Origin of the sequence: Streptomyces sp. NPDC050147 (assembly GCF_040660195.1) — a bacterium.
GTDB lineage: Bacteria > Actinomycetota > Actinomycetes > Streptomycetales > Streptomycetaceae > Streptomyces.
Genome location: NZ_JBFALJ010000042.1, coordinates 1 through 23,245 on the forward strand (window position 1 = coordinate 1; position 23,245 = coordinate 23,245).

The 23,245-nt window shown below is 70.5% G+C and carries 13 protein-coding genes; 2 read left to right on the forward strand and 11 right to left on the reverse strand.

The genetic code is table 11. From position 1 onward, the window contains the following. Positions 1 to 140 precede the first annotated feature (140 nt). The 7 genes from AB0I94_RS39820 to AB0I94_RS39850 form a co-directional block, all read right to left on the reverse strand. Positions 141 to 1,976: a GMC family oxidoreductase gene (locus AB0I94_RS39820; protein WP_363314702.1), complete on the reverse strand. Its 1,836-nt coding sequence runs from the start codon at positions 1,974 to 1,976 to the stop codon at positions 141 to 143. Positions 1,977 to 2,057: 81 nt separating this feature from the next. Next, positions 2,058 to 3,674 (reverse strand): succinic semialdehyde dehydrogenase, encoded by a 1,617-nt coding sequence (locus AB0I94_RS39825; protein WP_363314703.1) that lies wholly within the window; start codon positions 3,672 to 3,674, stop codon positions 2,058 to 2,060. Between the two features lie 176 nt (positions 3,675 to 3,850). After that, positions 3,851 to 5,593 (reverse strand): serine/threonine-protein kinase, encoded by a 1,743-nt coding sequence (locus tag AB0I94_RS39830; RefSeq protein ID WP_363314704.1) that lies wholly within the window; start codon positions 5,591 to 5,593, stop codon positions 3,851 to 3,853. 122 nt (positions 5,594 to 5,715) lie between these two features. Then, on the reverse strand, positions 5,716 to 7,347 hold the full coding sequence (locus AB0I94_RS39835) for a protein kinase (RefSeq protein WP_363314705.1): 1,632 nt from the start codon (positions 7,345 to 7,347) through the stop codon (positions 5,716 to 5,718). Between the two features lie 103 nt (positions 7,348 to 7,450). Beyond that, entirely contained in the window at positions 7,451 to 9,193 is a 1,743-nt protein-coding gene (locus tag AB0I94_RS39840) for a serine/threonine-protein kinase (protein WP_363314738.1), read from the reverse strand. A gap of 299 nt (positions 9,194 to 9,492) precedes the next feature. Next, positions 9,493 to 12,393: a protein kinase gene (locus tag AB0I94_RS39845; protein WP_363314706.1), complete on the reverse strand. Its 2,901-nt coding sequence runs from the start codon at positions 12,391 to 12,393 to the stop codon at positions 9,493 to 9,495. 276 nt (positions 12,394 to 12,669) lie between these two features. Beyond that, complete coding sequence (locus AB0I94_RS39850) at positions 12,670 to 14,970, reverse strand: protein kinase (RefSeq protein WP_363314707.1); 2,301 nt, start codon at positions 14,968 to 14,970, stop codon at positions 12,670 to 12,672. 135 nt (positions 14,971 to 15,105) lie between these two features. Between AB0I94_RS39850 and AB0I94_RS39855 the strand changes: the two genes are divergently transcribed. After that, a complete protein-coding gene (locus AB0I94_RS39855) occupies positions 15,106 to 16,296 on the forward strand; it encodes a serine hydrolase domain-containing protein (protein ID WP_363314708.1) in 1,191 nt (396 codons plus the stop codon). Positions 16,297 to 16,338: 42 nt separating this feature from the next. On the opposite strand, the gene AB0I94_RS39860 is transcribed toward AB0I94_RS39855, so the two are convergent. Then, on the reverse strand, positions 16,339 to 18,045 hold the full coding sequence (locus tag AB0I94_RS39860) for a glycerol-3-phosphate dehydrogenase/oxidase (protein WP_363314709.1): 1,707 nt from the start codon (positions 18,043 to 18,045) through the stop codon (positions 16,339 to 16,341). Between the two features lie 239 nt (positions 18,046 to 18,284). On the opposite strand from AB0I94_RS39860, the gene AB0I94_RS39865 reads away from it, so the two are divergent. Beyond that, the gene (locus tag AB0I94_RS39865) at positions 18,285 to 19,538 is read left to right on the forward strand and encodes a nucleotide sugar dehydrogenase (RefSeq protein ID WP_363314710.1); all 1,254 of its coding nucleotides are present in this window, start codon (positions 18,285 to 18,287) and stop codon (positions 19,536 to 19,538) included. 65 nt (positions 19,539 to 19,603) lie between these two features. Here AB0I94_RS39865 and AB0I94_RS39870 read toward each other — a convergent pair whose 3' ends face one another. The 3 genes from AB0I94_RS39870 to AB0I94_RS39880 form a co-directional block, all read right to left on the reverse strand. Next, positions 19,604 to 20,728 carry a GuaB3 family IMP dehydrogenase-related protein gene (locus AB0I94_RS39870; RefSeq protein ID WP_363314711.1) on the reverse strand — a complete coding sequence of 375 codons (1,125 nt, stop codon included), beginning with the start codon at positions 20,726 to 20,728 and terminating at the stop codon, positions 19,604 to 19,606. Between the two features lie 169 nt (positions 20,729 to 20,897). Then, entirely contained in the window at positions 20,898 to 22,415 is a 1,518-nt protein-coding gene (gene guaB / locus AB0I94_RS39875) for an IMP dehydrogenase (RefSeq protein WP_363314712.1), read from the reverse strand. 185 nt (positions 22,416 to 22,600) lie between these two features. Beyond that, entirely contained in the window at positions 22,601 to 23,176 is a 576-nt protein-coding gene (locus tag AB0I94_RS39880) for a sigma-70 family RNA polymerase sigma factor (RefSeq protein WP_363208749.1), read from the reverse strand. Positions 23,177 to 23,245 lie beyond the last annotated feature (69 nt).

Consider the following 23,245-nt stretch of genomic DNA (forward strand, 5'->3'; position numbering starts at 1 on the left):
GTCAGCCCACCCCCTTGCGGATACCTCATATGACCGGCCTACTGCGAAAACCAAGACTTGTCAGCCCTCGCGACATCACGCCAACAAGGTCAGTAGTTACGTACGTAGCTGAAGAGCCGTCTCTACGGCCGCCGCCCGGGTTACTTCTTGGCCGGCACGGCAGGCATCCCCAGGAAGGGCAGCTTCAGCGCGCCGAACGCGTCCGCCGGTACCGCGGGGGACTTCGGCGCGACGGCGGCGAGACGCACGTACTGCGCGCCCTGTGCGGGCCGCGTGTCCTCGGCGCCCTTGTTGGGCCAGAACGACATCGCGCGCTCGGCCTGCGCGGTGATCGTCAGGGAAGGGTTCACGCCCAGGTTCGCGGAGACCGCGGCGCCGTCGACGACCGAGATGCCGGGGTGGCCGTAGAGGCGGTGGTACGGGTCGATGACTCCGGTGTCCGCGGAGTCGCCGATCGGACAGCCGCCCAGGAAGTGCGCGGTCAGCGGGGTACCCATCAGCTCGCCCACGTTCGACCCCGCGAAGCCGTTGATCTCCTTGGCGAGCAGCGACGCGGCCTCGGTGGCCTCGGGGATCTGCTTCGGGTTGGGAGCGCCATGGCCCTGCCGCGCGGTCAGCAGACCCTTGCCGATGCCTTTTTCCTTACGGTATGTGGTCAGGGAGTTGTCGAGCGTCTGCATGACCAGGCCGATGATGGTCCGCTCCGACCAGCGCCGGTTGGAGAGCGAGCGGACCACCAGCCAGGGGTGCTTGACGGCGTTGCCGACCCAACCGGCGACGCGCGCCTTGCCGCCCTTGATGCTGTACGGCACCTGGAGGATCGTCAGGCTGCCCATCGCGTTGGACTTCTTGCCGTAGCGGACCGGCTCGATGTGCGTGGTGGCGTTCGGGTGGATCGACGAGGTGATCGCGACGCCCTTGGTGAAGTCCACCTTCTGGGCGCCGTGCTGCTTGCGGTAGCGGCGGTCGGTGGTCTGCGAGCCCACCAGCGCTTCGGAGTTGGTGCGGGTGAGCGCGCCGAGCCTGGCGGACATGCGCGGGAGCAGGCCGGTGTCCTTCATGCGGTGCAGGAGCGTCTGCGTGCCGTAGGTGCCCGCCGCGACGACGACCTGGCGCGCCGTGAACGTCTTCCCCTTGCCCTTGCGCCTGCCGTCGGTGGGCAGCGTGGCGACCGCGTAACCGCCCCGCGAGTCCTCGGTGAGGGTGACGACGGACGTCATCGGGTGGATGACGGCGCCCGCCTTCTCGGCCAGGTAGAGGTAGTTCTCGTTGAGGGTGTTCTTCGCGCCGCGCCGGCAGCCCGTCATGCACTCGCCGCATTCGCTGCAGGCCGTGCGCGAGGGCCCCGCGCCTCCGAAGTAGGGGTCGGGAACTTCCTCGCCGGGCTTGGCCGTTGAAGTACCCGAGGCGTCCTGCTCGTCACCGAAGAAGACACCGACCGGCGCCATGTGGAAGCTGTCGCCCACTCCCATGGCCTGGGCGGTCGCCTTCAGGTGGATGTCGGACGGAGTCGTGGTCGGGTTGAGCCGCACCCCGAGCATGCGCTTGGCCTGCTCGTAGTAGGGGCCGAGCTCGTCCTGCCAGTCCGTGATGTCCTTCCACTGCGGGTCGTTGAAGAACGGCGCGGGGGGCACGTAGAGCGTGTTCGCGTAGTTCAGCGAACCTCCGCCGACGCCCGCCCCGGCGAGCACCATCACGTTGCCGAGCAGATGGATGCGCTGGATGCCGTAGAGACCGAGGGCCGGTGCCCAGAGGTAGTTCTTGAGGTCCCAGGAGTTCTTCGGGAGCGACTCACGGGTGAAGCGGCGCCCCGCTTCGAGCACGCCGACGCGGTAGCCCTTCTCCGTGAGCCGCAGAGCGGAGACGGAGCCGCCGAAGCCGGACCCGATGACGATGACGTCGTAGTCGTACGACGCGTCGTCGTACCCACCCGCCTCGCTGTCCGGCTGTTCCTGGACAGAGCTCTCCTGTGACATCGACTCTCCTCGTTGAGAACTAACCCCTAGAGAAAGGCTCTTGAGGACCCGGGCCCGTCACGACCCGGATCCGCCGCCCGGCTAGCGCATGCGCAGTGACTTCATGACCTTCAGGCTCAGACTCATGAACGCCGCGTACTTCTCGTCGTCCATGCCGAAGGACGGCGCGAGCGGTATCAGCCGCTGGTGCGCGACGGTCTGCGCCTCGGTGTACTTCAGGATGCCCTCGGAGCCGTGCCGGCGGCCCAGGCCCGAGTCCTTCATGCCGCCCATCGGCGACTGCACGCTGCCGTAGGCGGGCGCGAAGCCCTCGTTCACGTTGACCGTGCCGGTGCGCAGGCGAGCGGCGATCTTGCGGCCCCGGCTGCCGTCCTTCGTCCAGACCGAGGAATTCAGTCCGTACGAGGTGGCGTTGGCGAGTTCGACCGCTTCGTTCTCGTCGGTGAAGCGGTAGATGGAGACGACCGGACCGAAGGTCTCCTCGCCGCACACCGCCATCGGCGCCTCGACGCCGTCCAGGATCGTCGGCTCGAAGAAGAACGGGCCGATGTCAGGCCGGGCGACGCCGCCCGCGATCAGCGTGGCGCCCTTGGCGACCGCCTCGTCGACGTGCCGCTTCGTGGTCTCCAGCTGCCGCTCGCCGACCAGCGAGCCCATCTCCGCTCCGTACGCGAGGGAGCGGCCGAGCCGCATCGCCTTCGTCCGCGTGGCGAACCGCTCCACGAACTCGTCCGCGATCGATTCATGGACGTAAAGACGCTCGATGGAGATGCACAGCTGGCCCGCCGACGAGAAGCAGGCGCGCACCGCGCCCGCCGCCGCCTTGTCGATGTCGGCGTCGTGCAGGACCAGCATGGCGTTCTTGCCGCCCAGTTCGAGCGAGACGCCGACGAGCCGGCCGGCGGCGCCCTGCGCCACCTCGCGGCCGGTGCGGGTGGAGCCGGTGAAGGAGACGTAGTCGGCGTGCTTGACGATCTCGGGACCGACGACCGGGCCGTCGCCCAGGACGATCTGGAAGACCTCGGCGGGCAGACCGGCCTCGATGATGAGGTCGCGCGCCCACAGGGCGGTCAGGCAGGTCTCCGTGTCGGGCTTCATCACCAGCGCGTTGCCCGCGACGAGCGCGGGAAGGGCGTCGCCGATGGACAGCTCGAAGGGATAGTTCCAGGGCGCGATCTGGCCGACCACACCGCGCGGCTGACGGTTCTCGGTGACCTTCGTGAGGGTCGGTACGACACCGGTGTGCCGCTTGGGGTTCAGATACGCGGGGGCCTTGCGGCCGTAGTGCCGCGCGGCGACGACGACGGCCTGCAGCTCCTCGTGCGCGTGCAGCCGGGCCTTGCCGGTCTCCAGCTGGATGAGGTCGAGGACCTCGGCCTGGCGCTGCAGGACCAGGTCGTGGAAGCGCAGCAGGACCGCGGCGCGCTGCCGGACCGGCGTGCGCTCCCAGGAGATCTGGGCGACCCGGGCGCGCTCGAAGGCGGTGGCCACGTCCTCGGGGGTGGACTCGGGCAGGTCGGCCAGCTTCTCGCCGGTGAACGGCGTGTGGTTGGCGGTCCGTCCCGAACCGATCACGTCGCGGGTGAGCTGCGCGATGAGCTCGGGAGTCACCACGTCGGCGGCGGTGCGCGCGCCATCGGGGGCGGTGGCTATCGGGTTCGTGCCGAGGGGCGCTGCGGTGGCCTGCGAGTCCGTCATGGAGGTGAGCGTAGGCCGAGGTCAGGGATTTGGGTACCCGTCGGTAATCAGCTTTCACCGAGCACACACACGATGCCAGCGTTCACTGGCGGTAAAGCCCCTGATCAGGGGCTTAGTCGCAGTTGATCAACAACATGCCACCCATTCCACCGGCGCACGCGGAAGAGGACCGCGGATCAGGGCTTCGCGATCTCCAGTTCGGCTATCGCCGTCTCGGCGACCTCACGGCCCCGCTCGACGAAATCGCCCTTGCCCGGATAGTCGACCCAGAGCTTGTACATGTCACCGGGCTTGGCGGTCTTGTAGTAGAAGACCTTGGCCTCGCGCGGCCTCGGCGAGTCCGAGTCCGAGTCGTCGACGTACGTGACCGTGTTCTCGGCGGACTCCCGGTCCTTGTACGAGGTCTTCGCCGTCCTGCTCCGGGGAGCGGGCGTCTCGGCCATGTTGCTCTGGTCGCCGCTCTCGATCCCGTCGCCGTCGCTGTACGCCTGCGCTGCCGCGGACCCCGCCATCTGCCCGGTGGTGTCCTCGGACTTCTTCTGCAGGTACAGAGTGATCGAGATGGCGGTGCTCGGATCGGTGTAACGGACCCAGTGCTCGGTCTTGTTGATGCCGTCGGGCACGGACTTCACGTAGGCCGGCGGCGCCGCGAGCGTCGCGCCCAGCGCCTTCTCCTCGTGCGTCTTCCAGCTGTCCGCCTCGTCCGCCGCGAACGGGTTGGTGACGACCAGGACGCCTGCGACCACGGCCGCGACGACCACCGCGCCGATCCCCAGCAGCCCCTTGCGACCGATGGTGACGCCCTTGCCGCCCGAGGCGCCACCGCCACCGCCGACCTGGACGACCCGCGTCGGCGCCGCCTGCGGAGGCTGCGCCGCTTCCTCCAGGAGGGCGCGGACCTGGGCGGCGCGCGGGCGCTGGGCGGGGTCCTTGATCAGGAGCCCGTTGATCACCTGCGCGAGCGGTCCCGAGGCCGAAGCGGGCGCCGCGGGAGTCGCGTTCAGGACGGACTGCAGCGTGGCGGGGGTGTTGCTGCGCCGGAACGGCGAGACGCCCTCCGTGGCGGCGTAGAGGACCACGCCGAGCGACCAGAGGTCGGAAGCCGGTCCCGGACGCTGGCCGAGGACCCGCTCCGGGGCGATGAACTCGGGCGAACCGACGAAGCCGCCCGTGTCCGTCAGGTTGGTCTCGCCCTCGATCTGGGCGATGCCGAAGTCGGTGAGGACGACACGGTCGTGCCGCCCCAGCATCACGTTGTCCGGCTTGACGTCACGGTGCAAAATGCCCGCCTGGTGCGCGGCGTCCAGGGCGCCGAGGACCTCTAGGCCGATGCGGGCCGCGTCGCGGGCGCCCAGGGTGCCCTCCTGGAGCGCGGCGCCGAGCGAGCGGCCCTGGACCAGCTCCATGACGATCCACGGCTGGCCGTCCTCCACCGCCACGTCGTGGACGTTGACCACGGCCGGGTGGTCGAGGCGGGCCGCGGCGCGCGCCTCGCGGCGCATCCGCTCGAAGGCGTTGGCACGCTCGCGCTCGGGCAGATGGTCGGGGATACGGGGTTCCTTGACGGCGACCTCGCGATCCACCGTCTCGTCCTTCGCGCGCCAGACCGTGCCCATGCCGCCGTGGCCGAGCTTGGACAGCAGGCGGTAACGGCCCGCGACCAGACGGCCCGCGCCCGGCTCCGGCTCGGACGGCTGGTTCGGCACCACCTGGGTGGGCTGGGCGTACGGCGACGGGGGCGGCGTCGGTGCGCCGGGCTGCCGCGATCCCGCCGGCTGCTGCCCCGCCGGGTGCTGCTGCCCCACCGGGTGCCGCGCGGTCGGCTGCTGCGACTGGGGCTGCTCCGGCGGCTGCGGTGGCTGCAGTCCGTAACTGGTTGGTTCGTACGGGCCGTAGGAGGCTCCCCCGTCATTACTCATGCCCCATGACTACCTTGCCGACGGCCCCGCGTTCCACTCGGGTCACCGACTTGTGACAGTGACGCGCCCGGCGGAGCCTCAGCGGCGTACGGGCGAAGCGTCAGCGGCTTACGGGCGGCGCCTCAACGGCGTACGAACGAGTCCACCGCCGTGTCGAAGTACCGCCGCCCCTCCTTGGCCTTGCCGACCGGAGCCGACACCCATACGTCGTACATCCGGCCGCCCTCCTCCCAGCACAGGTCGAACGTGTGCCGGTCGCCCTCCGCCTCCGTGAAGCCGTCCCAGCTGAACTGCCAGAGGGCCGCGGGCCGTCCGTTGTGCGAGGTCTCGGTGACCTCTCCGTCCCGGTAACCGGGGTTGTTCTCCGGTCCCTTGGCGTCGGAGCGGCGCTGCACGGCGAGCGGGCCGCCGGGTTCCGGGGTCGACTCCTTGATGCCTATGCGGAAGGTGCCGCCCGACGACTTGTAGAAGGTGCGGGGCCCGTCGACCTCGCGCGTGAAGCCGTCGGGCACGGCGAGCGTGAAACCCCGCGGGTCCTTCCTCACGTGGTAGCCCTCGGGTGCCTCGGGCGTGGAGGGCTTGGGGGTACGGGAGCCGCGCGTGACCGTCACCGTCGGGGTCGGCGAAGGGGAGGGGCTCACCGTCTTCGTCTGCGCGGACTGCGTGGCCGGCGTGGTGGGCGTACCGCCACCGTTGCCGTCCCTGCTCATCAGAAGCGCGGCGGACACCCCGGCCCCGGCCACCGCGGCCACGAGCGCGGCGGCGATCAGCATGGCCCGGCGTCGGCGACGGGAAGGGCCCGCCGACTGCGCGGGCGGGCGCGTGGGCAGGTCACGGTAGGTGGGCGTGTAGCCGCCGAGCCGCCCGGTCGGCAGTGCCGCCGGCTGGCCGCCGGCCCGGCCCGCGGGCGTCGACGGCATCCGTCCCGTGTCGACGTACGTCCGCAGCAGCCGCTCCGCGTCCACGGTGCCGAGCCGCCGGTCGGGGTTGCGTTCGAGCAGGCCGAGGATGACGGGCAGCAACGGCGCCGCGGCCGGCGGCGGGCGGATCTCGTCGAAGACGACGGCGTGCAGAACGGCACTGATCGAATCCCGGCGGAAGGGCGACTCACCGGTCAGCGCGGCGACGAGGAGCGCGCCGAGCGACCAGAGGTCGGACTCGGGCCCTGTCCGTTCGCCCGACATCCGCTCGGGAGCGGTGTATTCGGGCGAGCCCACGAACGACCCGATCTCCGTGAGCGTCGTCGCCCCGCTGACCTGCGCGATCCCGAAGTCGGTGAGGACGACACGGCCGGTCGCCTCCTCCATGAGCACGTTCGCGGGCTTGATGTCGCGGTGCAGGACCCCGGCGGCGTGTGCGACGCGCAGCGCACCCAGCAGGGCGATGCCCATCCGGGCCACTTCCCGCGCGCTCATCGGGCCCGCCCGCGAGATACGCCCGGCGAGCGAACCGCCATCGATCAACTCCATGACGATGTACGGCTGGTCGCTCTGCACGACGACGTCGTGGACGACGATGATGTGCGGATGTCTCAGCTGCGCGGCCGCCCGCGCCTCGCGCAGGGTCCGCTCGCGCTGCTGCGTCGCATCGGATTCGGAGAGCGTGTCGTCGAGGGCGAGTTCCTTGACGGCGACCTGGCGGCCGAGGAACTGATCCGTGGCCTGCCAGACCACGCCCATGCCACCCCTGCCGAGCCGCGCATCCAGGCGGTAACGGCCAGCTATGACCCGGGCGTTGTCCCCCACGCTCCCCATGCGGCCATCATGCCCCACACGTCTGCGGTCGGACCCTGCGGGCGTGCGCGGCGGACTGGTTCCGGCCGCTCGTCCCAGTCACCCCGGTCGCGAGCGGGCGCATTCAGCGCTCCCGCCAGCCACGGAGCATCGCGTCGAACTGCTGGCGCGCCTTGCTCCAGTCGCCCGCCGGGGACGACATGTAAATCACGTACTCGACGCCGTCACGGCCGAGATACATCTGTTCGATCGCGCGGCGCGGGCCCGCGGTCGTGTCGTTCGCGCCCGCTGTCCAGCTGAACTCCCAGAGCGCGCCCGGCCGGTCGCGGAAGGTGTTCTGGTCCAACTGCAGTCGCTTGTACTCGGGCAGCTTGACCTTGGAGTTCTTCTCCAGGTCCAGCTGGTGCGTGTAGGGGCTCTCCCACGTCGGGTTGCGGTCTATGCCGATGCGCACGAAATGGCGTCCGTGGTCGGGCGTGTAGTCGATCTGGCTGCCGTCGGCCTCGCGCTCCCAGCCCTTGGGCAGCATCATGCTGAAGCCCTCGGCGTCCTTCACGCGATGCCAGTCCTCGGGGATGCCGCCGACGGTCTTGCCCGGGCCGCCGTCGCTGGACTGCTGCGTACCGCCGTCGTCGCCGTCCGCGTAGTACAGGTAGCCCGCGGTTCCGCCACCGAGCAGCACGACCGCCGCTGCCGCCGCGACGATCGCGGGCCCCTTGCGACGCTTCGGGGAGCGAGGCGTCGGCTGATGGGCGTTGTGGACGGCGGTACCGGCGGAGACGGAGGAACCGGCGGTGTCCCCGCTCCCGTAGCCGTTCCCGTAGTCGGTTCCATAGCCGTTCCCGTTGACGGCAGTGCCGGGCTCTCCGGTGTGGTGGCCGAAGTGCGGGGTGTGCGTCTGTGGAGGGGTGTGTGCCGGCGGCGGTGTGTGCGCCTGCGGTGAGGTGTGTGCTTGCGGCTGAGGCCGTGGCTGCTGTGTCTGCTGTGGCTGATGTGGCTGCTGAGAGGTGGCGTGGATCTGCGTCGGTACGTACGCCTGCGCCGCGCTCGGCCGTCGCCCCTCCGCCGCCTCGGCGAGCATCAACTCGGCGACGTCCGCGGTCGGCCTGGTGTCCGGGTCCTTGCGGAGGAGCGCGCTGATGACCGGGGCCAGCGCCCCCGCGTACTTGGCCGGCGCGGGCTCCTCCGTGACCACGGCCTGCATGGTGCCCAGCGGGGACGTACGCCGGAACGGGGAGTTCCCCTCGACCGCCGTGTACAGCGTCGCGCCGAGCGCCCACAGGTCGGACGCGGGCCCGGGGTTGGCGCCGCTGACCCGCTCGGGCGCCAGATAGTCGACGGACCCGACGACCTCGCCGGTCCGCGTGATCGTCGTGTCTCCCTCGATCGCGGCGATCCCGAAGTCGGTGAGCAGGATGCGCCGGTCGTCCGCCAGGAGTACGTTGCCGGGCTTGACGTCGCGGTGCAGGACACCGGCGGCGTGCGCGGCACGCAGGGCCTTCAGGGTCCACAGGCCGATGCGGGCGGCCTCGGCGGGCTCGATGCGGCCCCGCTCCTTGACGGCGTCGGCGAGCGAACAGCCCTCGACCAGCTCCATCACGATCCAGGGCCGGTCGTCGTACTCGAGGACGTCGTGGACGGTGACGACCGCGGGGTGGTTGATCCGTGCTGCGGCCCGCGCCTCCGCGTGCGTACGGGCGAAGAGGATCGCGCGGTCGGCCTCCGCCACGAACTGCGCGGCCGTCAGTTCCTTGACGGCGACGGTCCGGTGCAGCACCTCGTCCTGCGCGCGCCACACCCGTCCCATGCCACCGCGGCCGATGGACTCTCCGAGCCGGTAGCGGCCCGCGAGGAGCAGGCCCTGCATCTGATTCACGATCCCCCGCAATGGTTCTGACATGGCACAGATTAGGGAGCGGCCGACGTACGCGGAACCTCCGGGGGTGCTCGGAGACCTCACTGTGACGCGCGACGCAACGACTCCGGGCCGTTCCCGCGGCCGAGAGACACCGCGAAACAACAGTCAGGAATGGTCAGGAACAGTCAAACACCGTTCCTGAAGTGGACCATGACGGATGGGAAGCAATGGCTGACGATCGATGAGTTAGAGGCGATGAGCGGCGGGCGGCAGGCGGCAGGCGATGAGCGCTGGGCGATGGCTCGTGCTCAATCGGTCACCTGATAGGTCGCCGACGCCTGCTCATAGAGCCGGTCCACCTCGTCACGCTCGGCCTCGGGCCCCCTGACCTGCACGACGTGGTACTTCCCGCCGACGATCATCGCGAGATTGCGTACGAAGATTTCGCCGCCGTCCGGGCCGTTCCAGGTGAACTGCCCCTCGCCCATGACCCGACCACCCACGTCGATCCTGCGCATCCCGGAGGACACCGCCCAGGTCGAGTCGCGGAACGGCTGCAACTCGCGCTCGTGCTCGCGCTGGTACTTCATGGGATCGCTGCCGTACTCGTCCGTGCCGTCCCGGCCCGGCACCACGATCAGCTCGAAGTCGCCTTTCGTGTACACGACCTGCCCCCGCCCGTTCTTGGGCTGCCGGTCCCAGCCGCTGGCCACGGCGATCCGGAAGCCCTCGGCGTCCTTGCGGAGCGTGAAGCCCTGCGGCACCTCGGGCCCGCTGGTCTGTGGCTTCTGCGAGCTGGGGCTCTTCTCCGGTTTCTCGTTCGGCTCGTCGGACTTGCCGTCCTCGCTGGGCCGGGCGCTGGAACTGCCGGCCGGATCGGGCGCCTGGCTGGTGCCGGGGTCTCCTGCGGAGCCCGCACGCTCGCCGCCCTCGTTCTCCCCCGACTTGGGCATGAAGACCATGGCGTACGCGATCGCCGCGGCCAGGCCGACCAGGATGAGCAGGAGCAGGAGGCGCCCCAGGGACCGTGGCCGTCCTGTCCCGCTCCGCCTGGGTGCGGGAGCCGCGGCCCCCTTGGGCATGGGCGCGGCGGCTGCCTGCCCGGCTTCGCGCCCTCGTTTGTGCTTGTGCTTGTGGCGCCCGTTCTGCCGGGAGCTCGGGGTGGCGGCAGGCGCGGGAGCGCGCCGCTTCTTGCGCCGTACGACCTCACCGCGACGGCGTACGACAGGCAGCCGCCGGGCGTCGAACGGCGGCGCGGGCACGACGTTCACACCGGCTTCCGGTTCGGGCGCCGAGCGCACGAGCGACCGCAGCCAGCCGCTCAGCTCCTCGATGTCGAGACGCTCGGTGGGGTCTTGACGGAGCAAGGACTCGACGACGGGCCGCAGGGCCCCGCACTCCTCGGCGAAGGCGGGCGGCTCGGCGCACACCAACTGGACGAGTTCGAAAGTGCTTTCCTCCGGATAGGGCGCGTGGCCCTGCACGGCCCGGAACAACAGCGCGCCCAGCGCCCAGAGGTCGGTGGCGGGCCCGATGGGCGGGGCGAGCTGCCAGTTCTCGTGCACGGGTCCGGCCTGCTCGGGCGCCCACCGCTCGGTCACACCTCCGACCACCGTCATCCGGGCGTGCCGGGCCCGCTCCGCGGCCAGCGCGGTGGCGGGCCCACGCCGGGGCCCATTCCGCTCGGCGACGAGGGCGTCCCAGTAACTGTGGCCGGACGACGCGGAAGTCGCGGGGCCGAGGGCAGGGGTGGCGGGGTCGGGGGTGGCGGGGCCAGGGGTGGCGGAATCGGGGGTGGCGGGGGCAGGGATCGCCCCCGGGCCGCCACGGCTGACCGCGGAACCGGCCACGCCCTGGCTTCCGTGCCCACCGGGCCCGCCCCTGGTGGGCTCCGCGCCGGTGAAACCTCCGGCGCTGGTGGGCTCCGCGCCGGTGAGACCTCCGGCAGGGCCTCCGGCGCGTCCAACGCTCCTGCCTGCGCCGGGACTCGTACCCTCCGGGGCTCCGCCCCTCGGCACCGCCCCGTGCCACGGCTTCGCGCCCCCGACGCCGTACGGGTCCAGGATTCGCCCGGCGGCTTCGGCTTCGGCCTCAGTTTCGCCGCTGCTGTGCGGTTCCCCTTCGTCGTACCCTTCGCGGCCCTGGGCCCTCGCCGGGTCACCGCCCTGGCCGCCCCGACCGCCCTGACGGGACGATCCGCCGCTCCTGGGGGCCGGCAGCTCCCCGCTCCGGCGCCCCTCGACCTCGTTCACCCGCGCCGCGGCCCGTGCCCCGGCCCGATACGCGGCCATGGCGCTGGTCCGTGCTGCCGCCCGCGCACCGCCTCCGGGCTCCGGGGCCGGGGCCGGGGCGGCCTCGATCGCGGACGGCCCCCGCGAGACGGCGGAATCTGCGGTCTCGTACCCCGCCTCGTACGCCTCATAGGGCCCGTAGGCGTCATCGGTCTCACCAGTGACAGGGATATCGGAGGCATCAGGGGCGCCAGGGGTTCCAGGGGCGCCATAGCGCTCATCAGGCCCACCACCGGCCTCAGCGTCCGCACCAGCCGCGCCCCCGCCCTCGAACCCCGCGAGGAACTCCTCGGGCCGAGGGTCGTACCCGCACAGCGCCTCTTCCGCCGCGCCCGCCGCGAGGCCCGTGAGGACCACGCGGCCGTCGTCGCAGACCAGAACCGTGCGAGCGGTGATGTTCCGGTGGACCCAGCCATGCGCGTGCAGCACTCGCAGCGCTGTGACCACGTCCGCCGCGACCTCCGCCGCTCGGTACGGACTCAGCGGCCGGTCCGCGAGCAGCGCGGCCAGCGGCCTCGCCGCCACCAACTCGCTGACTATCCACAGCGAACCGCCCTCGGCGAACACGTCGAAGACCTGGTCGAGCCGCGGGTGGTCGGGGATCTGCGCCGCGGCCTGCGCCGCCTCTATCGCGCGGCGCACCGCCGGATCCGATGGCCGCCGCGTCGTACGCGCCGACGGCCGCCGCACCGCCCCCGCACTCACGAACCCGGCCGGAAGCTCCCCCTCCGGGAGGTCGCGTTCGTCGAGCTCAAGCACTTCCGCGTCGACGACCTCGGGCAAGGGCACCTGCCTGACCAGGACTTCCTGCCCGCTGTAGGTGTCAAAGGCCCGCGTCTCCGCGAGTTCGTACTCATCCGCGGGCGGCAGAGGCAGGCGATAGCGGTCGGCGAGTACCCGTCCCGCGTATTCGTCCACGACGCCTCCCCCGTCCGCCCGGCGGTCAATTCCGCTCGCCTTACGCGCTGTTGCGGCTGCGTACCGTCCGCAAGCACTCACGATACGTGCCAGAGGCAAACCACATTGAGGGGATGCGACATCTCACCGGACCCGTTCCGCGGACTCCCCCGATTCCCGCTTCCTGGGCCGCTGCGCCCCCGGCAGCCACTTGCTTGGCAGCCGCATCCCCGGCCGCTGCGCCCTCGACCGCTACTTCTTCGGCAGCTACTTCTTCGACAGCTACTTCGTCGGCCGCTACTTCTTCGGCTCGAACGTCTTCGTGAAGGTCTGCCACGCGTCCTTGCGCTCGACGCTGTCCCACTTGGCAGCCTTGGCCGTGTACATGATTCCGTAGCCCAGGTTGCCGTTGACGACGAACCCACGGTCTATCGAGCGGTACTTCGTGCCGCCGTCGACGTACGTGAACTCCCAGTCGGCCGTGTTCCAGCCGCGGAAGTCGACCTTCTCTATCCGGAGCCGCTTGTACTGCGACCGGACCATGTACGACTCCTGGTTCTTCCAGTCGCCGACGGGGTCCGACTTGGGGGTCGGAGTCCAGCCGATCAGCAGCTTCTGCCCGTCAGGACCGGAGAAGCGCGCGCCGGCGGCTCCCGTGGACTGGTACTTCCAGCCCTTGGGCATCCCCACCGAGAACCCTTGGGAGTGCTTGTACGTCGACTCGGCGGCGTCCTCCGGCTTCTTGCCGGAATCGTCGCCCTCGCCGTCACCGCTCTCGCTCGGGTCCTGGCCCTCGCTCGAACCAGGGCTCGCCCCCGAGCCCGTTTCCGAGTCGCCCTTGCCCTTGTCCCCCTCGGCACCGTCGTCCTGCCCGGCGCCCTTGTCCTCCTCCTGCTCCTTGCCGCCGTCACCGGCGGTCGCCCCGCTGGACGCGGCCTTGTCACCGCCGTTCTTGCTGTCCCTCGCACCGCCCTCGTCCCCGTCACTCAGCGCGAACGCGAGCACGGTCCCGAGCACCGCGAGCGCGAGCGCCAACGAGAAGATCACCAGGGTGCGCCGAGGCACCACGTCGGTGAGCGAGGCCTTGGGCGGTGTCGCACGCGGCGGAGCCGTCCCGCCGCCGGCCCCAGAACCGGAAGCAGCCGCGGGAGCAGCGGAGGAAGAAGCGGAGGGAGCGGAGAAATTGGAAACAGAAGAAGAGCGAGCACCGGAGGCGCCGGCAACAGAACCGGTACCTGCCCCGGCACCGGCCGCCCCGGAACGCGAAGGCCTCCCCGTCACCGCCCCGGAAGCAGAGCCGGAACCGGGACGAGATCCGGAACCGGAACCAGAACCGGAGTCAGGTGATGAAGCCGAAGGAGCAGAACCGGAACCAGCCGCCCCGGCCCCCGCGCCCCGCGTGGTAGCCGCAGTCGCGGCCTTCCGCACCGACCGGAGCGCACCCTTCAGCCGCTCGGCGGCATCCTCGCCCTTCCGCCCGGAGTCCACAGAGGACCCAGCGGCCCCACCGACCCCAGAGCCTCCAGAGCCCCCAGAAGTCTCAGCGGTACCTGCCGTACCCGGCGAACCAACAGCCCCAGCAGCACCCACAGCCCCAGTACCCGCAGCCCCGGCACCCGCCGCACCCGCTCGACCAAAGCTTCCCTTGCCCTTGCCGAACCGCTTCGCCATCCCTGACGTCGGCGGCACAGGAGGCAACGGCACGACCTTCGTCGCGTCCACCGGCTCCGGCTCGTCCTTGACCTCCGGCGCGTGAATCACGTCGAGCAGGAGCGCCCGCGCCCCCGCGTCGTCGAGCCGCTGCTCAGGGTCCTTGGCCAGCAGGCCGTAGATGACCTTCTCCAACGGCCCCGCGTTCGTCGGCTGTTCGACGTCCTCGGTCATGACGGCGGTGAGGGTCGCGATCGCCGACCCCTTGTCGTACGGAGGCACGCCTTCCACAGCCGCGTACAGCAGACCGCCGAGCGACCACAGGTCGGCCGCCGGGCCGGGCTTGTGCCCTCGCGCCCGCTCCGGCGAGATGTACGAGGGCGCGCCGACGAGCATGCCGGTGGACGTGATCGACGGGTCGCCCTCGACCTGTGCGATGCCGAAGTCCGTGAGGACGACCCGCCCGTCCTCGGCGATCAGCACGTTCGACGGCTTCACGTCACGGTGCAGAATTCCCTCGCGGTGCGCGGACCGCAGTACGTCGAGCACGGCGAGGCCGACCTCGGCCGCGCGCCTCGGTGTGAGCAGCCCGTCCTCGCGAATGGCCTCGGCGAGGGACTTGCCCTCGACCAGCTCCATCACGATCCACGGCCGGTCGTCCTCGTCGACCACGTCGTACACGGTCACCGCACTGGTGTTGCGGATCCGCGCGATCGCCTTGGCCTCACGCAACGTACGCGTGATGAGCCGCCGCTTCTCGTCCTCGTCGATGCTCGAGGGAAAGCGGAGCTCCTTCACCGCGACCGTACGGCCGAGTGTCTCGTCCTTGGCGCGCCAGACGGTTCCCATTCCGCCGCGGCCGAGCACTTCTCCCAGCCGGTAGCGCCCGGAGAGGAGACGTTCGCTCTTGTCCTGACGGGACTGACCCGTCTTCTCCGCGTCCGACATGCGTCCCCTCTGCTGCTACCGCTGCTACCCGCGCAACCCGCCCTGACAGAGCCTTCATTGTCCCTCACTCAAGGACTGGTCCACGCCCAGGGTCCAACGTCCCTCATGATGGGCTGCGCACAAGGAGGGACCGCCATGCCCCATACACGGACACTGCTGGCCATACCCCTTGCGGTGACCCTCATCGGCCTGGCTTCCGCCAGTGCGCCGCCGGCCGCGAAACCGGCCGCGGACGCCACTCTTCCTTTGCTCGTCACCCGAGGCAAGGCCCCCGCCGCGGCTCTGTTGGCCCGTGAAGCCCCATGGTCAACGACCACGCCGGGAGCCCCGGCTCCTCCACCTGACCGGCAGACGACCCAACGGCCCCTCTGGCACTTCGCCCACGCCAACCGGCCCACAGCCGACGCCACCGCCCCAGGCACGGACGGTAACCCGGCACCCGCCGCCGGCACGGAACCCGACAACGACGGTGCCGCCGCCCGGATCCGCCGCACCGACCACTTCCGCGCCGGAAGCATCACCAAGACGTTCATCGCGACGGTCATCCTTCAACTGGCCGCCGAACACCGTCTCTCCCTGTCCGACCCCGTGAAACGCCATCTGCCCGGCCTCTTCCGCGACAGTGACCCCGAGGACCGCGCCCTCACCCTGCGCTCTCTGCTCACCCACACCAGCGGCCTTGCGGACTACTACACCACCGGCGCCAAAGGGCCCGTCCCCCTCACTCCGACGGAGGCGGTCCGCACCGCCCTCGCCCTCCCCGCGACCACACCCGGCCGCTGGTCGTACTCCAACACCAACTACGTCGTCCTCGGCATGGTGATCAAGCAGGTCACCGGCCGTTCGTACGCCGCCGAGACCGCACGCCGCATCCTCACCCCCCTTCGCCTGTCCGGCACTTCTTTCCCCGGCACCCGCACCACGCTCCCGTCCCCGCACGGCCGCGCGTACACGAGCGAGGGCCAGGACGTCACCGCCCTCAACCCGGGCGGCGCGGGCGCCGCGGGAGAACTGATCTCCACGCTCGCCGACCTCAACCGCTTCTACGCCGCCCTCCTCGCCGGCCGGCTGCTCCCCATGACCCAGCTCCGCCAGATGCTCAACACCCGCGCCGCACAAGGCCGCTACGGCATGGGCGTCTACCCGCAGAAGCTGCCCTGCGGCACCACGGTCTGGGGCCACAACGGCCGCATCAGCGGAAGCTACGTACGCACGGCCGCCACCCGCGACGGCGACCGCGTCCTCACTTTCCGGGTCAACACGGACGAGAGGGTCGACCCGGCCCTCGAACGGACACTCCTGGCAGCGCAGTTCTGTCCGCGGTAGAGCGCCGCGATGCCGCTCCCTGGAGCGGCACGACCGGCCTCCCTAAAGCGGCACGATGTCCGGCGCCCCCAGCCTCGCCGCGTCCGCCGTCTGGTCGTCCGGCTGCCGCTGCGACTCCCGCTCCGCCTCCACCCGCTTCTCGTAGTGCTGAACCTCCCTCTCCACCTGGTCCTTGTCCCAGCCGAGGACCGGCGCCATCAGCTCCGCGCACGCCCGCGCGCTGCGCGTGCCCCGGTCGAACGTCTCGATCGAGATGCGCGTGCGCCGGGTCAGCACGTCATCCAGGTGCCGTGCCCCCTCGTGCGACGCGGCATAGACGATCTCGGCGCGCAGATAGTCGTCCGCGGCGGGCAGCGGCTCGCCCAGTGTGGGATCGGCCGTGACGAGGGCGAGGACCTCTTCCGCCAATGAGCCGTACCGGTTCAACAGGTGCTCCACACGGACCACATGAAGCCCGGTGCGGGCCGCGATCCTGGCACGCGCGTTCCACAGCGCCTTGTACCCCTCGGCGCCGACCAGCGGGATGTCCTCGGTGACACAGTCGGCGACCCGCTGGTCGAGGCCGTGCACCGCCTCGTCCACGGCGTCCTTCGCCATGACGCGGTACGTCGTGTACTTGCCGCCCGCGATGACCACGAGGCCCGGTGCCGGATGGGCCACCGTGTGCTCGCGCGACAGCTTGCTCGTGGCGTCCGACTCGCCGGCGAGCAGCGGCCGCAGTCCTGCGTACACCCCTTGGACGTCGTCCCGTGAAAGGGGCACCGCGAGCACCGAGTTCACGTGCTCGAGGAGATAGTCGATGTCGGCGCTGGACGCCGCGGGATGTGCCTTGTCCAGGTCCCAGTCGGTGTCGGTCGTCCCCACGATCCAGTGCCGTCCCCACGGAATGACGAAGAGGACGCTCTTCTCCGTCCGCAGGATCAGCCCGGTCGTCGAGTTGATCCGGTCCTTGGGTACGACCAGATGGATACCCTTGGACGCCCTGACGTGGAACTGTCCCCGCTCCCCGACCATGGCCTGTGTGTCGTCCGTCCACACCCCGGTGGCGTTGACCACCTGCTTGGCCCGGACCTCGTACTCCCCGCCGCCCTCCACGTCCTGGACGCGGGCGCCGACGACGCGTTCACCCTCGCGCAGGAAGCCCGTGACCCGCGCGCGGTTGGCTGCCTTGGCGCCGTACGCCACGGCCGTGCGCACGAGTGTCGCCACATAGCGCGCGTCGTCCATCTGCGCGTCGTAATACTGCATGGCCCCTGTGAGTGCGTCCTTCTTCAGGCACGGGGCGACGCGCAGAGCGTGACGCCGGGTCAGGTGGCGGTGCATGGGCAGGCCTCGGCCGTGCCCTCTGGACATCGACATGGCGTCGTACAACGCGACGCCCGATCCGGCGTAGATCCGCTCCCAGCCCTTGTGCTGCAAGGGGTACAGGAACGGCACCGGCTTCACCAGGTGGGGGGCGAGCCGCTCCAGGAGCAGGCCGCGCTCCTTCAGCGCCTCGCGCACCAGCGCGAAGTCGAGCATCTCCAGATAGCGCAGTCCGCCGTGGATCAGCTTGCTCGACCGGCTCGACGTGCCCGAGGCCCAGTCCCGCGCCTCGACCAAGCCGGTGGACAAGCCGCGGGTCACGGCGTCAAGTGCGGTGCCCGCACCGACCACTCCCGCGCCCACGACCAGGACATCCAGCTCCCGCTCGGCCATTCCCGCAAGTGACTCGGCACGCTCCGCCGGTCCCAAGGTCGCTGTCCTCACCGCTGCCTCCCGTTTGCTGTCGGGTGTGGTCGCGCTCACATCATGCCCAGATTGTGGCCGGGTCCGCTGAGTTCACGTGCCGCCTGTGGACAACAAGCGGCCAACACTCCGACGCCCGGCGCAGCGCAATGCCACATAACGGTCATATTTACTCCTAGTCTGACATTGCGCTGGTCCACCTTGTCCACAGGACTTGCGCGCTCGTCCCGCTCCGGCTATTGGGAGGACGGCCCACCGCCATGCCCGCAGATCTCGCCGTCATCGGACTCGGCCACCTCGGCCTGCCCCTCGCCCAGGCCGCCGTCTCCGGCGGCATCGCCACCATCGGCTACGACCCCGCCCGCGCCGTCGACCTGGCGAGCGGACGCCTGCCCTGTGACGGCGCCGAGGGAATCCTCACGGCCGCCGATGTCCGCCGGATGCTCTCGGGAGGCTTCAGGCCCACCACCGACCCGGTCGAGCTCGGCCGGGTCCGCACCGCGGTCATCTGCGCTCCCACCCCTCAGGCAGCCGACCGCAGCCTCGACCTGAGCCAGGTGGCCGATGCCGCCCGCGCCCTGGCCGCGCGGCTGCGCCCGCACACCACGGTGATCCTCGAGTCACCCGCCTACCCCGGTACCACGGAGGAATTCCTGCGCCCCATCCTCGAGGAGGGCTCAGGCCTGCGCGCGGGCCGCGACTTCCACCTCGCCCACTCGCCCGGCCGCCTCGACCCGGGCAACCGCACCCACGGCTACGCCGGCACCCCCAAGGTCATCGGCGGCCTCACCCCGGCCTGCACCGAATCGGCCGCCGCCTTCTACGGCCGCCTCACGGACAAGGTCGTACGCGCGCGTGGCCCACGCGAGGCCGAGACCGTGCACCTCCTCGAGACCAACTACCGGCACGTGAACATGGCCCTGGTCAATGAGATGGCCGTGCTCTGCCACGACCTGAGCATCGACCTGTGGGACGTCATCCGCTGCGCCGAGACCAAGCCGTTCGGCTTCCAGGCCTTCCGCCCGGGACCCGGCGTCGGCGGCCACGGCGTCCCCCTGGACATCCCGGGCCCCGGCCGCGGCACGCACCCCCTGCGCATGGTCGAACTGGCCCAGCAGGTCAACGACCGCATGCCCCGGTACGTGATCCAGCGCTCGGCGGCCCTGCTCAACGAACACGGCAAGTCCGCCCGCGGCGCCCGCGTCCTGCTCCTCGGCGTCACGTACAAGCCCGACCTCGCCGACCAGCAGGGCTCCCCCGCCCAGGAGGTCGCGACCCGCCTGATGGAGATGGGCGCCGCCGTCAGCTACCACGACCCCTACGTCCCCAGCTGGAGCGTGCTCGGCCACCCCGTCCCGCGCGCGGACTCCCTCTACGAGGCCGCGGCCGACGCCGACCTCACGATCCTGCTCCAGCACCACCGGACGTACGACCTGCAGGGCCTGGCCGTGAAGGCCCAGCTGCTCCTCGACACCCGCGGCGCGACCCCGGCGGGCGCGGCCCACCGCCTCTGACGGCGGAAAGACGCACGGGAAAGGGCCCCGGTACGGATACCGGGGCCCTTCCTGAAACTGAACCGTCAGCGGCTGTGCTGCGAGTCCGCGACCGTCACCTCGACGCGCTGGAACTCCTTGAGCTCGCTGTAGCCCGTCGTCGCCATCGCCCGGCGCAGCGCCCCGAAGAAGTTCATCGAGCCGTCCGGGATGTGCGAGGGACCGGTGAGGATCTCCTCCGTCGTGCCGACCACACCGAGGTCGACGCGCTTGCCGCGCGGCACGTCCTCGTGGACGGCCTCCATGCCCCAGTGGTGCCCCTTGCCCGGCGCGTCCGTGGCGCGCGCCAGCGGGGAGCCCACCATGACCGCGTCGGCACCGCAGGCGATGGCCTTGGGCAGGTCACCCGACCAGCCCACGCCGCCGTCGGCGATGACGTGCACGTACCGGCCACCGGACTCGTCCATGTAGTCACGGCGGGCGGCGGCGACATCCGCGACGGCGGTGGCCATCGGGACCTGGATGCCCAGGACGTTGCGCGTGGTGTGCGCGGCGCCACCACCGAAGCCGACGAGGACACCGGCGGCGCCCGTACGCATCAGGTGCAGCGCGGCGGTGTACGTGGCGCAGCCGCCGACGATCACCGGCACGTCGAGCTCGTAGATGAACTGCTTGAGGTTGAGCGGCTCGGCGGCTCCGGAGACGTGCTCGGCGGAGACGGTGGTCCCGCGGATGACGAAGATGTCGACACCGGCGTCCACGACGGCCTTGGAGAACTCGGCGGTGCGCTGCGGGGAGAGCGCGGCGGCGGTGACCACGCCCGAGTCGCGCACCTCCTTGATGCGCTGCCCGATCAGGTCGGCCTGGATGGGGGCGGCGTAGATCTCCTGGAGACGCCGGGTCGCGTTGTCGGTGTCCAGCTCCGCGATCTCGTCGAGCAGCGGCTGCGGGTCCTCGTACCGCGTCCACAGTCCTTCGAGGTTCAGGACGCCGAGACCACCCAGCTCGCCGATGCGGATCGCGGTCTGCGGCGAGACGACCGAGTCCATCGGCGCCGCCAGGAAGGGCAGCTCGAAGCGGTAGGCGTCGATCTGCCAGGCGATCGAGACCTCCTTCGGGTCGCGGGTACGACGGCTCGGCACGACGGCGATGTCGTCGAAGGCGTACGCCCGGCGGCCGCGCTTGCCGCGCCCGATCTCGATCTCAGTCACGTGGGTGGCCCTTCAGCTTTCTTCGGTACTTCGCACTTCTTCGGCACTTCGGCACTCGGTCTGCCGCTCCAGTATCCCCGACGCGCGCAAAGGGGGCGGCCCGGGGAATCCGGACCGCCCCCACGCGCGCATGGAGCGCCGTTTCAGCGCTGCTGGGCGTGCAAGGCTGTCAGCGCTTGTTCGTGTAGTTCGGCGCTTCGACCGTCATCTGGATGTCGTGCGGGTGGCTCTCCTTGAGGCCCGCCGAGGTGATCCGTACGAAGCGGCCGTTCTTCTGGAGCTCCGGCACCGTCTGGCCGCCTACGTAGAACATCGACTGGCGCAGACCGCCGACCAGCTGGTGCACGACCGAGGAGAGCGGGCCGCGGTAGGGCACCTGGCCCTCGATGCCCTCGGGCACGAGCTTCTCGTCGGAGGCGACGCCCTCCTGGAAGTAGCGGTCCTTGGAGAAGGACTTGCGGTCGCCGCGGGTCTGCATCGCACCCAGCGAGCCCATGCCGCGGTACGACTTGAACTGCTTGCCGTTGATGAACATCAGCTCGCCCGGCGACTCCTCACAGCCTGCGAGCAGCGAGCCCAGCATGACCGTGTCCGCGCCGGCGACGAGCGCCTTGGCGATGTCGCCCGAGTACTGGAGGCCACCGTCACCGATGACCGGGACACCGGCCTCCTTGGCGGCGAGCGACGCTTCGTAGATGGCCGTCACCTGCGGTACGCCGATACCGGCGACGACACGCGTCGTACAGATGGAGCCGGGTCCGACGCCGACCTTGATGCCGTCGACACCGGCGTCGATGAGGGACTTGGCGCCGTCACGGGTGGCGATGTTGCCGCCGATGACGTCCACGCCCGACGCGTTGGACTTGATCTTGGCGACCATGTCGCCGACCAGGCGGGAATGGCCGTGCGCGGTGTCGACGACGATGAAGTCCACGCCGGCCTCGATCAGGGCCTGGGCACGCTCGAAGGCGTCACCGGCGACACCGACGGCGGCGCCCACCAGGAGGCGGCCTTCCGCGTCCTTGGCGGCGCCGGGGTACTTCTCGGCCTTGACGAAGTCCTTGACCGTGATGAGGCCCTTGAGGACACCGCTGTCGTCGACGAGCGGAAGCTTCTCGATCTTGTGACGGCGCAGCAGCTCCATGGCGTCGACGCCGGAGATGCCGACCTTGCCGGTGACCAGCGGCATCGGCGTCATGACCTCGCGCACCTGGCGCGTGCGGTCCGACTCGAAGGCCATGTCGCGGTTGGTGACGATGCCAAGGAGCTTGCCCGCCGGGTCGGTCACCGGTACGCCGCTGATGCGGAACTTGGCGCAGATCGCGTCCGCCTCACCGAGCGTCGCGTCCGGGTGCACCGTGATCGGGTCGGTGACCATGCCGGACTCGGAGCGCTTCACGAGGTCGACCTGGTTGGCCTGGTCCGCGATGGAGAGGTTGCGGTGCAGCACGCCGACGCCGCCCTGCCGCGCCATGGCGATCGCCATGCGGGACTCGGTGACCTTGTCCATCGCCGCGGACAGCAGCGGGACGTTCACGCGCACGTTCTTCGAGATGAGCGAGGAAGTGTCGATCTGGTCCGGCGCCATGTCGGACGCGCCGGGCAGCAGCAGCACGTCGTCGTAGGTCAGCCCGAGCGTCGCGAATTTCTCGGGCACCCCAGTCGAAGAACCGCCGTTTGCAGTCATGACACCTTCCCCAAATGGCCTTGATCGGTGCGGATGTCCATGCTAACGGGAACGGAGGGTGTCTCATTCCACGATCAAGATCATCGATCAGGTTTGTACGTTCGTACGTCATGAACGGACACCGAAGGCGCTCATCGGGCGACCAGTGACCCTTTCTGCTCGGCCAGTGCCCGCAACCGGCTCACCTACTGCTCGGCGAGTGCCCGCAACCGACTCAGCGCGCGATGCTGCGCGACCCGCACAGCGCCCGGGGACATGCCGAGCATCTGCCCGGTCTCCTCGGCCGTGAGCCCGACCGCGATCCTCAGGAGCAGCAGCTCGCGCTGGTTCTCCGGAAGGTTCGCCATGAGCTTCTTGGCCCATGCGGCGTCGCTGCTGAGCAGCGCACGCTCCTCCGGACCGAGGGAGTCGTCGGGCCGCTCGGGCATCTCGTCCGACGGCACCGCCGTGGATCCGGGATGGCGCATCGCGGCGCGCTGCAGATCGGCGACCTTGTGCGCGGCGATCGCGAAGACGAAGGCTTCGAAGGGACGCCCCGTGTCCTTGTAGCGCGGCAGCGCCAGAAGGACCGCGACGCACACTTCCTGCGCCAGGTCCTCGACGAAGTGCCGCGCGTCACCGGGCAGTCGGGACAGTCTGGTGCGGCAGTACCGCAGCGCCAGGGGGTGTACGTGAGCCAGCAGATCGTGCGTCGCCTGCTCGTCACCCTCGACCGCGCGAAGAACGAGGGCACCGATCACCGTCGTCTTGTCATCGCGCATCGGTCCATGGTGCCTTGGCGCTGATTGATCCGCGGCACCACGTCCGTAGTTGTGCACCGAAGCGTTATG

Excerpts from the sequence above, each read along its gene's own strand:
- AB0I94_RS39820 (WP_363314702.1), bottom strand. The coding sequence starts at position 1,976 with ATGTCACAGGAGAGCTCTGTCCAGGAACAGCCGGACAGCGAGGCGGGT.
- AB0I94_RS39825 (WP_363314703.1), bottom strand. The coding sequence starts at position 3,674 with ATGACGGACTCGCAGGCCACCGCAGCGCCCCTCGGCACGAACCCGATA.
- AB0I94_RS39830 (WP_363314704.1), bottom strand. The coding sequence starts at position 5,593 with ATGAGTAATGACGGGGGAGCCTCCTACGGCCCGTACGAACCAACCAGT.
- AB0I94_RS39835 (WP_363314705.1), bottom strand. The coding sequence starts at position 7,347 with ATGGGGAGCGTGGGGGACAACGCCCGGGTCATAGCTGGCCGTTACCGC.
- AB0I94_RS39840 (WP_363314738.1), bottom strand. The coding sequence starts at position 9,193 with ATGCAGGGCCTGCTCCTCGCGGGCCGCTACCGGCTCGGAGAGTCCATC.
- AB0I94_RS39850 (WP_363314707.1), bottom strand. The coding sequence starts at position 14,970 with ATGTCGGACGCGGAGAAGACGGGTCAGTCCCGTCAGGACAAGAGCGAA.
- AB0I94_RS39855 (WP_363314708.1), top strand. The coding sequence starts at position 15,106 with ATGCCCCATACACGGACACTGCTGGCCATACCCCTTGCGGTGACCCTC.
- AB0I94_RS39865 (WP_363314710.1), top strand. The coding sequence starts at position 18,285 with ATGCCCGCAGATCTCGCCGTCATCGGACTCGGCCACCTCGGCCTGCCC.
- guaB (WP_363314712.1), bottom strand. The coding sequence starts at position 22,415 with ATGACTGCAAACGGCGGTTCTTCGACTGGGGTGCCCGAGAAATTCGCG.
- AB0I94_RS39880 (WP_363208749.1), bottom strand. The coding sequence starts at position 23,176 with ATGCGCGATGACAAGACGACGGTGATCGGTGCCCTCGTTCTTCGCGCG.